The following is a 16143-nucleotide window of genomic DNA, read 5'->3' as shown; positions in this document are numbered from 1 at the left end:
GCCCGCTTCCCAAGCGCTGATCGGGTCACGCCGACCCACCCGCACGATGCCACCCGGCCGAACCCGGCCGGGTGGCGTCGTGCGCGGCGGACCGTCCCCCGCTCCAAGGGATCGAACAGGGCGGCAACTTCGTCGCGGGACCGGGACCGGACCGTTCCACGCCGATGCGGGTAGGCCGAAGCCTTCGGGCCGCCCACGCCCTGGTCGACCGCGGCAGGGACACCGTCGATCTGGATGTCCTCGTTCCAGGATCGGCCCCGGTGTGCCGGCCGCCGCTTCGCGGGCGTGGCCTCGAAACTCTCTCGGGACCGGTCGGCTGGCTTCTGCGGTCCGTATGGGTGGTCGGCGCGGTACTGGTGGCCTACGTCGCTGCCGGGATCGTGTCCGCTTTCATCCTCGTCTCGATGTACAGCACGGTACCGGCCGCCGCGCGCCTGACCTTCGCGGCTTTGATCGCGGTGACTCAACTCATGGCGCTGCTCGTCCTCAGCGAACTCTGGAGTGGTGGTTCCCGGCGCTGGTCTGTGCCTGCGACGCGGCGATCGCCATCGGCGCCGACGGCCACCGGCTGCCATCTGCGGGAAAGGACGTCATCGTGGTCGCCTATGTGTGCCTGGCAGCCGTCTTCGACGCGGTGAGGCGCTGCCGACGGCGAGCCGAACCCCGCGGGTGAACCGTCCCCGGTGACTCTGTCCGTCGGGGTCCGTCGGGGTCCGTCGGGTCCGCACGATCAAGTGTCCTGGGGCCGCCCGCTGGTGCCGGGCACTTCAATGGCGGGGGCGGCAGGACGAACGGTGAGGAGTGCGGGGTGACGGTCCGGGCAACCGCGTCCTATTCGGCGCCGTCGAACACCAGGACCGGCTTGGCGCCACGACCGGGTTTCTCCGCGACGGAGACGGCTTCGGCGAAGCGCTCCACCGGGAACGGCCGGCCGTCGGGGATGCTCAGTACGTCGTCTGCGACGAGGTTTCGCACCTCGGACAGCGCGCGCGCCGCGTCCGCCGGCGAGGTGGTACCGAACCAGCGGTTGAGCCAGAAGCCGCGGACCACTTTGGTCTCGTAGATGAGCGAGCGGGCCGACAGCGGGATCGTCAGCGCCGCCGGGTCGGTCTGCCGATGGGTGGAGAGCGCACCGTAGACGACGACCTCTCCTCCCGGAGCCATCGCCTGGGACACCTGGGCGCCCACGGGACCGGCGACGCAGTCCGTTGCCTTGCGCACCCCGGCCGGCCCCGCGATCTCCGCCACACGTTGCAGCAGGTCCTCGTCCTCGGTACAGATGACCTCGTCACCGCCGAGCTCCTTGATCTCCGCCACGGCATCGCGTCTCCGCACCACGTTGATCGTGCGGATGCCCAGATGCGCGGCCAGCTGAATGACGAGCCGGCCGACAGTGGAGCCCGCGGCCGTCTGCAACAGCCACTGCCCGGGCTGCACGTCGAGCTCGCGGGTCACCAGGAGCAGGGCGGTCAGCGGGTTCACCCCGAGCTGGCAGGCTCTGGAATCGTTCAGACGCTCCGGAACCGGCACCAGCCTGTGGGTGTCGGCGACACGGTATTCCTGCCAGGTGCCGTCGACACGCGGTCCGGGTACGGCGGGGATGGCGACGGCCAGCACACGTTCGCCGATGTCCGGTCCCTCGGTGTGGGGGCCGAGCGCCACCACACGGCCCACGCACTCCATGTACCCGCCGACGGCGGGAAACTCGGGGGAGAAGCCGTAGCGGCCCCGCACCACGTGCAGATCGCTCGCGTGGACCGGGGTCGCCGTCACGCGGATCAGCGCCTGGCCCGCCTCCGGCGTGGGCACGGGCCGGGATTCCAGCCGCAGGACATCGTTCGGCTCGCCGACCTTCTCGGCCACGAGCGCGCGCATCGAATTCGTCATGAGAGACCTCTCGCCCTTCGGCACCCGGGGAATTCCCGCCACACGGCAGACTGGGCAGTGCCGCGGCCTTCAACGGCCCGACGCCCGATGTCGCGCGCGCCCCCCTGATGGCTCGCCAGGTGTCACCTCTGCACTCATCCCAGCGTGCGCCCCTTCGCGACCCCTGTCATGTCGCCCTCGGCGGGTTCAGGGTTGGTTCGGAGGTGAGGTGCGCGGGACATCGGTGGCAGCTTCGCCGTGCGCACCGGGCACGTCTGGAGGCCGCCGACGGGCGGTGGTGCCGGGGTCGCGGGGGCGCTTCTCCCGCGCTGCGACCCCCTGAACACGCGAGTAGCGTCGAAAGCAAGCAATCCCAGGGAGGCCGCGATGGCTACGGCCCAGGTCAGCCGCCGGTCGGGCCGCGTCCAGCCCGCTCTCCCGGCACACGTGTCGCGCACCGGCGGGTACGCCTGGAGAGCCGCACAGGTCGCCTCACGCCGATAAGCCTGCCGCACGGCACCCAGGGGCGCCGACACCGTCACCCACCGGGCAGACGACAGGCGAGGGACAGAAGGTGTTTCATGGGCCAACGGCGCACAGTGGACGAGCGTCTTTCCGAGCGGCGCACCGCGCGCTGGCTGGTCATCGTCACGCTCGCACTGATCGTGACGATCACCGCGATGGACATCGCCCTCGGGACCAGCGTTCACCTGGGCCCCTTTCTGGTCATCGCGCCCGCCCTGACCGCGTCGTTCGCCGGCGCGCGGCTGACCGCGGTCATCGGTGGGGTGGCGATAGCGGCTCTGCTGGTCATCTCCGTCTTCCACGGCGGGCTCGGCACGGCCAACCACATGGCGCAGCTCATCGCGCTGGCCGTGCTGTCGGCTCTGGTGGTCTTCATCTGCCGTGTCCGGGAACGGCGCACCAGACAGTTGAACCAGGCACGGTCGGTGGCCGAGGCGGCACAGCGCGTCCTCCTGCGGCCCCCGCCCCGCCGCGTCGGACCGTTCCGGGTGGCATGGCTGTATCTGGCCGCCGAGGACGAGGCCCAGATCGGGGGCGACCTGCTGGCCGTCGCGCACCCCGACCTCGGCCGCACCCGGGTGCTCATGGGCGACGTCCGAGGCCATGGTCTGCCCTCCATCGCCGAGGCGTCCGTCGTCCTGGGCGCGTTCCGCGAGGGAGTCCACCGGTACAGGACCCTGCCCGAACTGGTCGCGGTCCTCGAGGAGAGCGTCTGCCGGAACATCGAGGAGGTCGTCGACATCAGCGGCGACCCGGGCGAGCACTTCGTCACCGCCATCACCGTCGACATCAACGACGAAGACGCGCGGGCCGAGATGATCAACTGCGGCCATCCGCCGCCGCTCCTCATCCGCGGTGACCAGGTGACCGTCATGGAGGCCACGCACCCGGCGCCCCCGCTGGGCCTGTGCGGCCTGGCCGCGGCCCGTTTCCGTCCCGACGTGTTCCCGCTGGAGGCAGGTGACAAGCTGCTGCTCTACACCGACGGCGTCATCGAGGCCCGCTCGCCGGGCGGCGCCTTCTACCCGCTCACCGAACGCGTCGCCGCGTTCTCCGCGTCAGGCCCGGACGGCCTGCTGCACAGCATTCACCGCGACCTGCTCGCCCATACCGGCGAGCAGCTCGACGACGACGCCGCCCTGTTGATCATCGAACGTTCCTCGCCCCATCGCCTGCCCCGGCCGCAGCTGACCCTCGACCCGATGAGCCCGTCCAGCGGCCCGACCCTGTGAGAGCTGCCGTGACCGGCCGTGCCCCGGCGCGTCACCCAGCCGCGGTGGTCACCCCAGGCCTGGGGTGGTCCAGGACCCAGGTCAGGAACGGTCCAGGCCCCAGGTCTGCAGGAGGAAGGGACGCCCCTTCGACTCACCCGCGATCAACGGCACGTCGAGCAGCCGGAATCCCGACTTCCCGGCCACGGCGACACTGGACGCGTTCTCCGCCTCCAGTTCCAGGATGACCCGCTCGGCGCCCAGGTGCTCGAAGGCGTAGGAGGCCATCACCCGGACCGCGCGCGCCGCCAGACCCTGGCCGCGGAAGGCCGGGCCCACCACGTAGCCGAGTTCGGTCCCCTCCGGGGCGTGCCGGAGCATCACCTCGCCCATCGGCGTGCCGCCGTCCAGGGTGATGGCCAGGAGGACGGCCGTGCCTTCGCTGCGCAACTGCCGGGCCCGGTCGAGCCGGGCGCGGGCGGCGGCCGCGTCGGAGGGGGAGGCGAGGGGCGTCCAGTACGCGACGTCGGGGTGGTCGAACAGGCCCGGCATCGCCGGCAGGTCGGCCTCGGTCCATTCGCGCAGAACCAGGTTCTCGCCCGTGAGCTCGATGCGCCCGGGAGCGGATGATGCGTGGTCGGTCATGGCTGGGAGCTCCGTGGTTCAGTAGTAGGCGCGCATGATCTCGGTGGACCACGCGGGCTGGCGCACCTCACCGATCGGGCCGAACTCGGCCATGTACGGCTTGATGTCGAGCACAGGGGTGCCGTCCACCGCGTCGAGACCCGCCACGTGGAGGTCCAGCCCGTCGACCTTGACGAGCCGGCAGCGAGAGACGCCGAGGCGGTTCGGACGGTTCTTGCCGCGCTGCGCGAAGATGCCCACCAGCGGCCAGTCGGTGTTGCCCCGCGGGTGGCGGGCGCCGGACTCCACCTTCTCCGGCGTGACGCGATCGAAGTGGAAGACCACTTCGAGATGCGAGAACTCCTCGAGCCCGAAGAGCGCCTCGGGCGCGAACCGCTCTCCGTCGAGGCGGATGACGGCGAGCACCGGGCCCCAGTCGTCGTCGACGACGTCCGCACGTCCGCCGACGACGCGGGCCACCGGCCGCAGGACCACATCGCCGCCTGAGGCGGCCGTACCCGCCGTGGTGCTGTCTCCCATCGGAGCCTCCCCCTCCTCGACCGCTGATCGACGACCGAGTGTAGCCGCGGGGAAAACCGCTGGCCTGCGGCGTTCCGCGAGTCCATGATCAGGGTTCGTGACGGAATTCCGCGACACTTCTCTACTCCTGGCCGCCGCACGCAACAACGCCGAGTGGTGCGCCACGATGAGCCGCGCGCACGGCGTGCCCGGCGCCTTCGGGCCGCAGGCATGGACCGCCGCGCGCCGCACCCCGCCGTACTACCCCGACGCCGTGACCCTGGTGCCGGGCGCCGACGGTGCCGCGCTGACCGGGCGGGTCGACACCAGCGGGCCGGGTGCCACCGTCAAGGACAGCTTCGCCGATCTCGACCTGACGTCGGACGGCTTCGAGGTGCTGTTCGACGCCCAGTGGATCCACCGTCCCGCGGGCACTCCCGCAGGTGAACTCGGGCTCGCCTGGCGGGTGGCCGAGGACCCGGCCGCGCTGCGCGCCTGGGCTCTGGCGTGGGACGGCGGCGAGGGCCACGCCGACCTGTTCCGGCCCGCCCTGCTGGCGGACCCGGACACACGGTTGATCGCCGTCCTGGACCAGGGCGGCCTGGTCACCGGCGGGGCGGTGATCACCCGCGCCGGGGGAGTGACGGGAGTCTCCAACGTCTTCGCCACCGGGGACGCCCCCGCGTGGCCGGCTGTTCTGGACGCCGCGCACCGGCTCTTCCCCGGGCTGCCGGTGGTCGGCTACGAGCACGGCGGGGACCTGGACGTCGCCGTACGGCACGGCTTCGAACCGCTCGGCCCGCTCCGCGTCTGGCTCCACACGGCCTCCTGAGACCGTCCGGCCTCGTCCTTACGAGGTGGTCCGCGATCCGGCTCCGGGGGCGCCGGCCCGGCGAGGCGGCTGGTGGCCGGCCGGCGGGCGGACTGCCGGGGGCCTCAGCAGTCCGCCCACCCACCAGTCGTGCGGCCTGCCGTCATTGGCGATGCCGCGGCTGCGGAGTGTCCCTTCGAGGGTGAAGCCGAGTCTCTCGGCGACGGCACGCGAGCCGGTGTTCCCGGCCATGGCCCACCACTCGATGCGGTGGACGTCGAGGGTGGCCCAGCCCCAGTCGCACAGGGCCCGAGCGGCCTCCACCGAGTAACCGCGTCCGCGCTGTTCCCTCACCCCCCAGTAGCCGAGCTCCCAGACGCCACGGCTGACGAGGGTCAGACAGTACGAGCCGACCAGGGCGCCGGTGTCCTTGCGGAACGCCCCGAGGGTGTAGTCCCTGTCCTCGGCCCACTGAGCGGGCAGCTTCTCGCCGACGAGCTTCTCCGCGTCCGCGCGCCGGTACGGCACCGGCACCGGTGTGTAGAACTGGATGTCCTCGTCCTGGCAGGCTTCGTGCACCGCATCCACGTCGGCGGGTGTGAAGGCGCGCAGCACCAGACGATCGGTCTCAAGAGTCACCGGATCCACCGCCGCAGTATGACCAGCGGCGGTGAGCGGCGACCAGCGAATATCCCGACCGGCGCCCGTCACGACACCCCGGGCTGGTCAACGACCGTCGCGGACCGAGCCGTTGCCGTTGGGCCGGCATCGCGTCAGACCACGGTGCCAGGCCCGCTGATGCGGCTACGGTGGCGGGTATGGGCAACGACGCCGATGCTGTGGTGCTGGAGCAGATCGCCTACTACCGGGCCCGTGCGGCCGAGTACGACCGGGTCTACGCCGAGCGCGGGGACCTGAAGGTGCTGCTGCCGCTGGTCGACACGCTCCCGGTCACGGGGGACGTGCTGGAGCTGGCGTGCGGAACCGGCCAGTGGACGGGCTTGCTGGCCGACCGGGCGCGCTCGGTGACGGCTGTCGACGCGGCACCTGAGGCGCTGGCCATCGCGCAGGAACGCGTACGGTCGACGAAGGTCCGATTCGCGTGCGCGGACCTGTTCGCCTGGCGTCCGCCCCGCCGCTTCGACACCGTCTTCTTCGCCTTCTGGCTCTCCCATGTGCCGCCGGCCCGTCTGCCGGCGTTCTGGAACACCGTCGCCGACGCCCTCACTCCCGGGGGGCAGGCCGTCTTCATCGACAACGGCCGGGAAGAGGCCGCGAGCGAGGACGTTCTCGACGGTCAGCCGGTTCCTTCGGTGCGCCGGCGGCTGGACGACGGCAGCGAATTCCGCGTCGTCAAGGTCTTCCACGAGCCCGACCCGCTCGTCCGGGACCTGGCCGCGTGGGGGTGGTCGGCCCAGGTCTGGCCGGTCGGCGCCCGTTTCATCGCGGGCACGGCCACGCGCTGAGCAGGGCGTCATGAACCGCATGACGGACAAGGCCCTTCGGTTCGCGCCGTATGTGCCGCGCCCGCCTGAGCGACACGCCCCGGCCTCCGCGGTGGTGGCGGAGGCGACCGGGGACGACGTGCCGGCGCTGGCCGTGCTCCAGGCCGGGGCGCGCGGTGGTTCGGCGGGCGACTGGGAGGACCGGATTCGCCGGGCGCGCAGTGGTGAGCGCAGCCTCGTGGTCACCGCGAAGGTGTCCGGGGAGGCCGTCGGGTACGCGAACGTGGCGTTCCTTCCCGAGCATCCTGCCGACCGTGCCCCGGCCGGCTCGTACCTGACCGGCGTCACGGTCGCGCCGGCGTGGCGGCGTCGCGGCGTAGCGCGGCTGCTGACCCTGCGGCGCATGGAATGGGCCGGGGAACGGGACTCGGCGGTGTGGTGCCTCATCTCCGCGCGGAACCGCGCCTCGCTCGACCTGCACCGGCAACTCGGCTTCGTACGCGTGCTGTTCGGTGCGTCGTTCCAGGGCGTCGCGTTCACCGGCGGTGAGGGGTGGCTTCTGCGAGCAGCGCCGCGGCCCTCCTGACAGCGCAGGAACGCCGACACCGGATCACCGAGCTTCATCGGTGATCGGCACGGACGATGCGGGACGACTCAGTTCCAGACGACAGCGGTCCCTTCGTAGGCTCCGTACGAGGAGTTGAATCTCCCGACCGTGATATAGGCGTATCTGCTGGATGCGGTTTGGACGCAGTAGCGGCTTCCGCTTTCGACGGGCAAGCTCTCGGCACCTTGAGTCGTCACGCGATCCGAGCATTGCTGCTTACTCGGGGGCGCAGTTCCGTCCCATGGTGCAAGCGTGGGATTCGTCGTGAAGAGTCCTCCGCCTACGCCGTACAGAGTGTTTCCCTCGATGCTGCTGCCGGAGTAATTGACCCATATGTCCGCCTGGTTGTTGCTGCTCAGCACGCGGGCGGGGATGGCGTCCAGGTCGACAGAGCTCAGCCTGATGGCGCCGTGCCAACGGACCCCGCCGGCAGTGGGGGGCCGGGATGTCGGCGGAGGCGGCGTCGTGACCGTCACGGGACTGGTGGGTGGGGCGGTACCGGTCTCGCCGACCCGGGGGACACCCGCAACCATGGTGGACGGACTGTCCAGCACCGTATGGCTGGGTGATCCACCCCTGCCGACGAGTTCGAGAGCGATCACAGCAGCGAGTACAGCGCCGACCGCCAGTGCGGCCACGACGACTTTGCGCGGTGGAACGCGGAGCCCCGAGTGGATGTGCAGGTCCCGCCCGGCTTGGTAGACGCGGCCATCTCGATCGGCTCGGCCGTCGAACCGCCCGCCGCCGCTGGGAGCGTCGTCGTCTTGCTGGGCCATCACTCAGTGATGTTCAGGTCGCGGCCGGCCTGGTACACACGCCCACGCTTCGTAGCGGTTGCCCTTTGGGTGACGGAGTGTCCGCCGGTGCCGCCGGCCTGCGCCGGATCCACCTCTGCCAGCAAGCGCCTCAACGGGTCGGCCGTGCCCGGGTCCGATGCCAGAAGGCGACGCAGCCGCGCTCGCCACTCCGCGCGGAGCTCCTCTTCCGACTCCTCGTCCCCACTGGCCTGAGCGGCAAGGAGATCCGTGCGAGTCGCTTCGACCTCGGCTCCCATGGCATCCGCGCGATCCGGACGGGCCTGGCGCCATACGTGTACGAGTCCCTCACGGACGCGTGTCCAGGCGTCCGTCGCCATCAGTGTGACGAAGGTGGTCGCGGCGCTGCTCGCGAGCGCGGATAACTCCGGGTCCATAACCCCTCCCCTGGGTTCAGGGGCACTGCCCCTGTGTCGGCGCCGAGGATACCAGCCACGGCCGGAATGATTCCCCCTGCGCAAGCGGGTTGCGGACGGACGAAAAGCGTAAGCGAAGGAAATAGCGTGCACCATTTTCGGTTCCGCGTGGAGTCAGGTATCGGCAAACTTTCCCTGTCACTGGCCGTTTCGCCCGTACCGCGCTCAGGCGGCGGCCAACCGGGCCGCCAGGTAGGGAGCGGTCGCGCCGTTCCCGGCGGCGACGTCGGCAGGAGTGCCGGCGGCGACGATCCGGCCGCCGGCGTCGCCACCGCCGGGGCCGAGGTCGATGACCCAGTCGGCCGTGGCGACCGTGTCCAGGTCGTGCTCCACCACGACCACCGTGTTCCCGGCGTCCACGAGTTGGTGCAACTGCCGCAGCAGCAGAGCGACATCGGCCGGATGCAGCCCCACGGTCGGCTCGTCGAGCAGGTACAGGGTGTGGCCCTGGCGGGCCCGCTGGAGCTCGGTGGCGAGCTTGATGCGCTGCGCCTCGCCGCCGCTCAGCTCCGTCGCGGGCTGGCCCAGCCGCAGGTAGCCCAGTCCCACCTCGCGAAGGGTCCGCAGGCTTCTGGTCGCGGCGGGGACGTCGGTGAGGAAGCCGGCCGCCTCGTCGACGGACATGGCCAGCACCTCGGCGATGTTCCTGCGGCGGTACGTCACTTCCAGCGTCTCGGCGTTGTACCGGGCGCCCTCGCAGGTCGGACAGGGAGCGTAGGTGCCGGGCAGGAACAGCAGCTCGACCTCGACGAAGCCTTCGCCCTGGCAGGTCTCGCACCGTCCCTCGGCAACGTTGAAGGAGAACCGTCCGGCGGTGTATCCGCGCTCCCGCGCCTGATCGGTCGCCGCGTACACCTTGCGCACCGCGTCGAACAGGCCGGTGTACGTGGCCAGGTTGGACCGGGGTGTGCGGCCGATCGGCTTCTGGTCGACCTGCACCAGTCGATCGAGGTGTTCAAGTCCGGAGGTGTCCCGCACATCGACGTCGACCGCCGTCTCGTCGTCCTCCTCCGTCGCCGATCCCAGGTGCTCGCGCACCACAGCGGCGAGCACCTGGGAGACGAGTGTGGATTTTCCGGAGCCGGAGACACCGGTCACGGCCGTCAGCACACCGAGCGGTACGGCGGCGGTCACGTCACGCAGATTGTGGCGGTGGACACCGGACAGGCGCAGCCGGCCATGTGGCTTCCGAGGCGGGCGTGCCGGGGGCCGGTCGTGGGCGAACAGGGAGCGGCTCGTGGCTGATTCCGCGGTCTGTTCCAGTCCGGACACCGGCCCGGAGTAGAGGACGCGCCCGCCGCCGGCGCCCGCTCCCGGGCCGATGTCGACCACCCAGTCGGCCCGCCGCACCACGTCCATGTCGTGCTCCACGACGAACAGCGAGTTCCCGGCCGCCTTCAGGCGGTCCAGCACGTCCAGCAGCGGTTCGGTGTCGGCCGGATGCAGGCCGGCGGACGGTTCGTCGAGGACGTAGACGACACCGAACAGGCCGGAGCGCAACTGCGTCGCGATGCGCAGCCGTTGTGTCTCACCGGGCGACAGGGTCGTCGAACGGCGTCCGAGGCTGAGGTAGCCGAGGCCCAGGTCGAGCAGCACGTCCAGCCGCGCGACGAGATCGGCGCTGATGCGGACCGCGACTTCGGTCTTCTCGCCCGATCGGGCCGTCGGTGTGGCGGCCTTCGGATGCGGCAACGCCGCGACGGGCCGGAGCAGTTCCGCTAGATCCGTCAGCTGCATCGCGTTGACCTCGGCGACGGAGCGCCGGGCGAAGGTCACCGCGAGGGCCTCCTGCCGCAGGCCGGCGCCCTGACAGACCGGACACGGCACGCTCCGTACGAAGCGCAACGCCCGGTCGCGCATCCGCTGGCTCTTGGAGTCGGCCAGCACGTGCATGATGTGCTTGCGGGCGCTCCAGAACTTCCCGTAGTAGCCGTAGTCGACGCGGTCCCGTTCGGGTTCGATGAGGACGCTGGGCTGCTCGTCGGTGTAGAGCAGCCACTGCCGGTCCTTCTTCCTCAGGCGACGCCACGGGAGGTCGATGTCGATCCCCAGGCCGCTGACGACGCTGCGCAGATTGGCGCCCTGCCACGCGCCCGGCCAGGCCGCGATCGCTCCCTCGCGGATGCTCAGCGAGGTGTCCGGGACGAGCAGGTCCTCGGCCACGTCGTGCACGACACCGAGCCCGTGGCATCGCGGGCACGCTCCCGCGAGGGTGTTGGGCGAGAAGGCGTCCGCTTCCAGCCGCGGCGCGCCCCGCGGATAGGTCCCGGCGCGCGAGTACAGCATCCGCACCAGGTTGGACAGCGTGGTGATGGTGCCCACCGACGAACGCGAGCTGGCGGCTCCACGGCGCTGCTGCAGGGCGACGGCAGGCGGCAGGCCGGTGATCTCCTCCACGTGCGGTATGCCGACCTGGTGCAGCAGGCGGCGGGCGTACGGCGCGACGGACTCGAAATAGCGCCGCTGCGCCTCCGCGTAGAGGGTGCCGAAGGCCAGCGAGGACTTGCCCGAACCCGAGACACCGGTGAAGGCGACGATCGCGTCGCGGGGAATGTCGACGTCGACGTGCCGCAGATTGTGCTCGGACGCGTCACGGACCCTCACGAAAGGATCTGCCGCGGGCTCGGTCACGACACCTCCCGGGCGGGGTCGTAAGGAACCAGCACCCTCCTTCACCAGCCTGCGCCCTCCGGTCCTCTTCGGCATCCGGGACACGGCAGGAGTCGCGCTTCCCTGCGTCTCGAAGGCCCCGTGTGAGGTCGTGGGTGATGCGGGCGCACGCGGCTGAGCGGCTTCTGGTTCGCCGGTGATGGCGCCGGGCCGGGCTGACCTGCCCGGCCCGGCACCGACCGTACGGTGCCCGGCACCGACCGCACGGCCGTCGCGGCCGGTTACTTGTAGGTGCTGGGAAGGGAGGTGTAGCAGTTGGCCCGCCAGTTGCCGTCGCCGGTGAGGTTGTCGGTGATCGCGTTGGCCGTGGCGGGGCCGACGATCCCGTCGGCGGTGAGGCCGCTGCTGGCCGACTGGAACTTCTTCAGGTAGGTGAGGGTGTTGTTGCCGAACTGGCCGTCGACGGTCAGCGGCCACGTGTGGTAGCGGCGGTTGGACCAGTCGTCGATGCCCTCCTGCACGCACTTCACGCCGTAGCCAGAGTCGCCGTAGACGATGTAGGCGTGTCCGCTGATGGCGTGCGCCGGCAAGGCGAGTCCGCCAACCGCGACGACGCTCAGCGCGGCGACGGTGAGCGCCGTCCGCGGCATCCGCATGCGGGACTTCGACATGGTGAGCCTCCTCGGTGGTCGTACAGGCCCCGGTCGGAGCGCTGTGACCACCTGTCTAGGGCCCGTCGGGTTGTCCGGTGTCGGGCCGGCGGGGTCGGACAACACACCGCGGACAATTCGGCGGTGGTGAGGCGGTCGGTGAGCCAAGGAATCGCGTGTGTCGGCAGGGGCCTCTCCCGGCGCGGCCGGGCAGCGGTCAGCCGCAGACCTCCCGGTACGGCGTCGCGGAGACGTACTGCCTCCAGGCCTGGCGGGTCAGGGTGCCGGGCGTGACGGAGCAGATCCGGCGGATGGCCTGTGCGGATTCCACGGACTGCAGCTGGACGGTGTGGTCGTCGCCGGCGCTGGCCAGGGTGTGGCCGTCCGGGCTCAGCGTCACCTGGTCGATGGGTCCGGTGTGGCCGCCGACGGCGCCGCCCCAGGCTTTCGGCGCGGTCGGGTCCGTCACGTTCCACAGCCGGATGGTTCCGTCGTCGCCGCTGCTGACGAGCGTCCGGCCGTCGTGGCTGAACGCCACGGACAGGACGAAGCTCGTGTGCCCGGTCAGCGGAGCGGCGAGGGCGGCGGGACGGCGAGGGTCGCTGACGTTCCACAGCCGCACGGTGTGGTCGTCGTTCGCCGTGGCGAGGGTGCGGCCGTCGGGACTGAAGGCGACCGATCCCACGCCGCCGGTGTGCGCGGCCAGCGGCGGCCCCCACTGCCGCGGGTGCGCCGGGTCGGTCACGTTCCACAGCCGGGTGGTGTCGTCGGCACCCGCGCTGGCCAGCGTGCGGCCGTCGGGGCTGAAGGCCAGTGCCCGTACGGTGTCGGAGTGCGCGGTGAGGGGGGTGCCGATCTCGTGCGGGACGGCGGGGTCGGTCACGTCCCACAGACGCACCAGGTGGTCGTAGCCGGCGCAGGCCAGAAGGCTGCCGTTCGGGCTGAAGGCGACCGTGGTGACGGCGGTCCGGGCCGGGTCGGTGACCAGCCTGCTCACCTCGTGTGCACGGGCCGGATCGTTGACGTTCCACAGGCGGAGCGTGCCGTCGCGGCCCGCGCTCGCCAGGAGACGGCCGTCCGGGCTGAAGGCGAGTCCGTTCACCGCCTTGGCGTTGCCGAGCGCGGGGGCGCCCGCGGACGTGGGCCGGCCGGCGTCGGCGGTGTTCCAGAACCGGATCGCACCGTCGGTGGCCCCCGCCGCCAGGAGGCGGCCGTCGGGACTGAAGGCGACGGTGTTCTCGTAGCTGGGGGTGGGCAGCACGGTGCGGGGAAGGTCCCACAGCCGTACGGCGCCGCCGGCGCCCGCGCTGGCCAGGATGCGGCCGTCCGGGCTGAAGGCGAGCCAGTACACGTATCCGGTGTGTCCGGTGAGGGGCGGGCACAATGCCAGCGGCGACGTGGGGTCGGTGACGTTCCACAGGCGGACCGTCTGGTCGGCGCCCGCGGTGGCCAGGACCTTCCCGTCGGGGCTGAAGGCCACCGCGTAGATCGTGTTGGTCGCGGCGTCGGGAATCGTGCTCAGCGGCACGGGGCCGGCGGGGTCGGACACGTTCCACAGGCGCACGGTGAAGTCGTTCCCGACGCTGGCCATGGTCCGGCTGTCCTTGCTGAAGGCGACCGCGTAGACGGTGTCCGTGTGGCCGCGCAGCGGCGGGCCCCAGCGGGCCGGCTTCGCGGGATCGGTGACGTTCCAGAGCTGGATGGTGTGGTCATGGCCCGCGCTGGCCAGGACGCGGCCGTCGGGGCTGAAGGTGGCCGAGGCGATGGCGCCCCGCTGGCTGCGCAGGGGTTCTCCGAGCTCGCCCGGGCGGGCGGGGTCACTCAGATCCCACAACCGCACCGTGCCGTCGTCGCCGGCGCTGGCCAGGGTGCGGCCGTCCGGACCGAAGGACACCGAGAAGACGATGCCCGTATGTCCGCGAAGAGCGGGTTCCGCGACCGGGTGCTTCGGGTCTCTCAGGTTCCACAGGCGCACGGTGTGGTCGCGCCCCGCGCCGGCGAGGGTGCGGCCGTCGGGGCTGAAGGACAGCCACATGACGCCGCCGCTGTGCGCGTGGATCGGGTGGCCGAGCGGCACCGCGGGCGTGGCGCCCGCGACGCTCCACAGCCGGACGGTGTCGTCCTGTCCCGCTGTGGCCATCAGGTGTCCTCGGGCGCTGAAGGCGACCGCGTAGACGGTCGCGCTGTGCCCGGTCAGCGGGGTGGACAGCGGCGTCGTCTGGGTGCCCAGCAGATCGGTGGAGAGCAGGTCGGTGGGGTGGATGCGGTAACCGGCGACATCCAGCCGGGCGGCGAGCGACTGATCGGTGCCCCGTAACTGGTCCGCCTCGGCCTGCACTTCGCCCGAGACCGCGCTGTCGCGTTCGGACCTGGCGGTCGACCGCTGCTGCAGCGCCGTCCCCGCGGCGACCACCGCGAGGAGAGTCAGCAGGCAAAGCCCGGCGAACGCGGCGCGGCGGCGCCGGCGACCGCGGCCCTGCTGCCGGGTGGAGGCGGCCAGGAACTCCCGCGCCCGCCGGCTCAGCCGCCCGTCGTCCGCGTGAGCCTGGGCCCATTCCTGGGCGACGGCGAGCCGGGATCCGCGGTAGAGCGCACTCGCGTCGCGCTGTTCCCTGTCCCAGGCCAGGGCGGCGTCGGTGAGCCGGTGCTGGACGAGCAGGCCGGCCCGGTCGTCGCTGATCCAGTCGCTGAGGCGTGGCCAGGCGTGGAGCAGGGCCTCGTGGGTGATCTCCACGCTGTCGGTGTCGAGGGTGACGAGTCTGGCGCGGACCAGGGCGTCGACGACGGCCTCGGCGCCGGGGTCGAGCTCGTCCCTGGCCAGGCGGCGCTTGGAGGCCTCGGTGCCCTCGTTGAGGGACACCAGCCGCAGGAAGATGCCGCGGGCGAGGCGTTGCTGCGGCCCGCTGAAGCCGGCGTAGACGGTTTCGGCGGTGTTGGCCAGGGCGTGCGCGATGCCGCCGGCCGCCTCGTATCCGCTGACGGTCAAGGTGTTGCCGCGTCTGCGGCGCCAGGTCTCCCGCATCGCGTGGGAGACCAGGGGCAGGATGCCTGCCTGCCCGGTCGCCTCGGCCACCACCCGGGCGAGCAGCGGCCCCTCGACGGTGGACTCGGCGTCGACGGCGGGCTGGGTGATCGCCCGGCGCAGTTCGTCCGTCGTCATCGGGCCGACGATCAGTTGTGCGTCCTGGATCGCGCTCGCGAGGTCGGGGTGCTGCGAGCAGGCGGAGTAGAAGTCGGCCCGCACGCCCAGGACGACGCGTGTCCGGCTGTTGGCCGCACGCGTCGCGGTGAGCAGCGCGGCGATGAAGGCGGCGCGTTCCTCCGCGTCGGCGCAGAGGGTGAAGATCTCCTCGAACTGGTCGATGACGAGGAGCAGTTCGGATTCCGGCGGTCGCCCGGCGAGCAGTTGGAGCGCTGTCAGGTGCAGGGCCCGCGGACCGGTCCGCAGGTCCTCGTGGAGGGTCACGGCGGAGGTTCCCGTGAGGGCGGACAGTCGCGCCGCGCACTCCTCGAAGGGGTGCGGGCCCGGCGCGAGCACGACCGCGGTCCACGGCGCCGGGCCGCCGGACACCCGGGGGAGCAGGCCGGCTCGCAGGAGGGAGGACTTCCCGCACCCCGAGGCGCCGAACACCGCCACGAACCGGTTGCCGCGGACGCGGGTCTCCAGGGCCTCGGTCAGCCTTTCGCGCCCGAAGAACCGTCCGGCGTCACCCGCCTCGAAGGGCCTGAGTCCCGCGTACGGGCAGTCCTCGCCGGCGTCGGACGCCGTGCCGGGAAGCTCGTCGGCCTGTGCCAACTCGGCCGATAACAGGTGCCAGCGCTGCTCCCACTCGGCCGTGTCGCCTCCGCACGCGCGGACGTAGCCGAGAGTGACCGGCAGGCTCGGCAGCTTCCGTCCCGCCGCGGCGTCGGCGAGGGTCGTGGACGAGTAGTGAGCGGAGCGGGCCAGCTTCCGGTAGGGCGGGGCTCCCGCCTTTTCTCTGAGCCTGCGCAAGTCGGCCGCGAACCTGACCAGATGGCTGTCGTCGTCGTCCAACGGCCGCT

The 16143-nt window shown here is 71.6% G+C and carries 12 protein-coding genes; 4 read left to right on the top strand and 8 right to left on the bottom strand.

Annotation, left to right across the window (positions count from 1 at the left end; genetic code table 11):
* Positions 1-831: 831 nt before the first annotated feature.
* The gene (locus tag K7862_RS26765; RefSeq protein WP_308012201.1) at positions 832-1911 is read right to left on the bottom strand and encodes a zinc-dependent alcohol dehydrogenase family protein; all 1080 of its coding nucleotides are present in this window, start codon (positions 1909-1911) and stop codon (positions 832-834) included.
* Positions 1912-2447: 536 nt separating this feature from the next.
* Here K7862_RS26765 and K7862_RS26760 point away from each other — a divergent pair.
* Positions 2448-3623, top strand: coding sequence for a PP2C family protein-serine/threonine phosphatase (locus tag K7862_RS26760; RefSeq protein WP_222967030.1), 1176 nt, complete (start codon positions 2448-2450; stop codon positions 3621-3623).
* A gap of 81 nt (positions 3624-3704) precedes the next feature.
* On the opposite strand, the gene K7862_RS26755 is transcribed toward K7862_RS26760, so the two are convergent.
* Entirely contained in the window at positions 3705-4247 is a 543-nt protein-coding gene (locus K7862_RS26755; protein WP_222967029.1) for a GNAT family N-acetyltransferase, read from the bottom strand.
* A gap of 18 nt (positions 4248-4265) precedes the next feature.
* Positions 4266-4766, bottom strand: coding sequence for an SAM-dependent methyltransferase (locus K7862_RS26750; RefSeq protein WP_222967028.1), 501 nt, complete (start codon positions 4764-4766; stop codon positions 4266-4268).
* A 166-nt stretch (positions 4767-4932) separates the two neighbouring features.
* Between K7862_RS26750 and K7862_RS26745 the strand changes: the two genes are divergently transcribed.
* Positions 4933-5577 carry a hypothetical protein gene (locus tag K7862_RS26745; RefSeq protein ID WP_262413871.1) on the top strand — a complete coding sequence of 215 codons (645 nt, stop codon included), beginning with the start codon at positions 4933-4935 and terminating at the stop codon, positions 5575-5577.
* 18 nt (positions 5578-5595) lie between these two features.
* On the opposite strand, the gene K7862_RS26740 is transcribed toward K7862_RS26745, so the two are convergent.
* Complete coding sequence (locus tag K7862_RS26740; protein ID WP_308012200.1) at positions 5596-6195, bottom strand: GNAT family N-acetyltransferase; 600 nt, start codon at positions 6193-6195, stop codon at positions 5596-5598.
* A gap of 179 nt (positions 6196-6374) precedes the next feature.
* On the opposite strand from K7862_RS26740, the gene K7862_RS26735 reads away from it, so the two are divergent.
* Together K7862_RS26735 and K7862_RS26730 are read left to right on the top strand one after the other, a co-directional pair.
* On the top strand, positions 6375-7022 hold the full coding sequence (locus tag K7862_RS26735; protein ID WP_222967026.1) for a class I SAM-dependent methyltransferase: 648 nt from the start codon (positions 6375-6377) through the stop codon (positions 7020-7022).
* A 10-nt stretch (positions 7023-7032) separates the two neighbouring features.
* Positions 7033-7587: a GNAT family N-acetyltransferase gene (locus K7862_RS26730; protein WP_262413862.1), complete on the top strand. Its 555-nt coding sequence runs from the start codon at positions 7033-7035 to the stop codon at positions 7585-7587.
* A 796-nt stretch (positions 7588-8383) separates the two neighbouring features.
* Here the strand turns inward: K7862_RS26730 and K7862_RS26725 are convergent.
* From K7862_RS26725 to K7862_RS26710, 4 genes are all read right to left on the bottom strand, one after another.
* The gene (locus K7862_RS26725; RefSeq protein ID WP_222967025.1) at positions 8384-8800 is read right to left on the bottom strand and encodes a hypothetical protein; all 417 of its coding nucleotides are present in this window, start codon (positions 8798-8800) and stop codon (positions 8384-8386) included.
* Positions 8801-9004: 204 nt separating this feature from the next.
* The gene (gene uvrA, locus K7862_RS26720) at positions 9005-11470 is read right to left on the bottom strand and encodes an excinuclease ABC subunit UvrA (protein WP_222967024.1); all 2466 of its coding nucleotides are present in this window, start codon (positions 11468-11470) and stop codon (positions 9005-9007) included.
* A 260-nt stretch (positions 11471-11730) separates the two neighbouring features.
* Positions 11731-12120, bottom strand: a complete 390-nt coding sequence (locus K7862_RS26715) for a peptidoglycan-binding domain-containing protein (protein WP_222967023.1) — start codon at positions 12118-12120, stop codon at positions 11731-11733.
* 196 nt (positions 12121-12316) lie between these two features.
* Complete coding sequence (locus K7862_RS26710; RefSeq protein ID WP_222967022.1) at positions 12317-16135, bottom strand: nSTAND1 domain-containing NTPase; 3819 nt, start codon at positions 16133-16135, stop codon at positions 12317-12319.
* Between the last annotated feature and the right edge of the window lie 8 nt (positions 16136-16143).

The organism is Actinacidiphila acidipaludis, assembly GCF_019890725.1.
Lineage (GTDB): Bacteria > Actinomycetota > Actinomycetes > Streptomycetales > Streptomycetaceae > Actinacidiphila > Actinacidiphila acidipaludis.
This window is presented reverse-complemented; position numbering and strand designations above follow the sequence as displayed.

Excerpts from the sequence above, each read along its gene's own strand:
- K7862_RS26760 (WP_222967030.1), top strand. The coding sequence starts at position 2,448 with ATGGGCCAACGGCGCACAGTGGACGAGCGTCTTTCCGAGCGGCGCACC.
- K7862_RS26755 (WP_222967029.1), bottom strand. The coding sequence starts at position 4,247 with ATGACCGACCACGCATCATCCGCTCCCGGGCGCATCGAGCTCACGGGC.
- K7862_RS26750 (WP_222967028.1), bottom strand. The coding sequence starts at position 4,766 with ATGGGAGACAGCACCACGGCGGGTACGGCCGCCTCAGGCGGCGATGTG.
- K7862_RS26745 (WP_262413871.1), top strand. The coding sequence starts at position 4,933 with ATGAGCCGCGCGCACGGCGTGCCCGGCGCCTTCGGGCCGCAGGCATGG.
- K7862_RS26735 (WP_222967026.1), top strand. The coding sequence starts at position 6,375 with ATGGGCAACGACGCCGATGCTGTGGTGCTGGAGCAGATCGCCTACTAC.
- K7862_RS26730 (WP_262413862.1), top strand. The coding sequence starts at position 7,033 with ATGAACCGCATGACGGACAAGGCCCTTCGGTTCGCGCCGTATGTGCCG.
- K7862_RS26725 (WP_222967025.1), bottom strand. The coding sequence starts at position 8,800 with ATGGACCCGGAGTTATCCGCGCTCGCGAGCAGCGCCGCGACCACCTTC.
- K7862_RS26715 (WP_222967023.1), bottom strand. The coding sequence starts at position 12,120 with ATGTCGAAGTCCCGCATGCGGATGCCGCGGACGGCGCTCACCGTCGCC.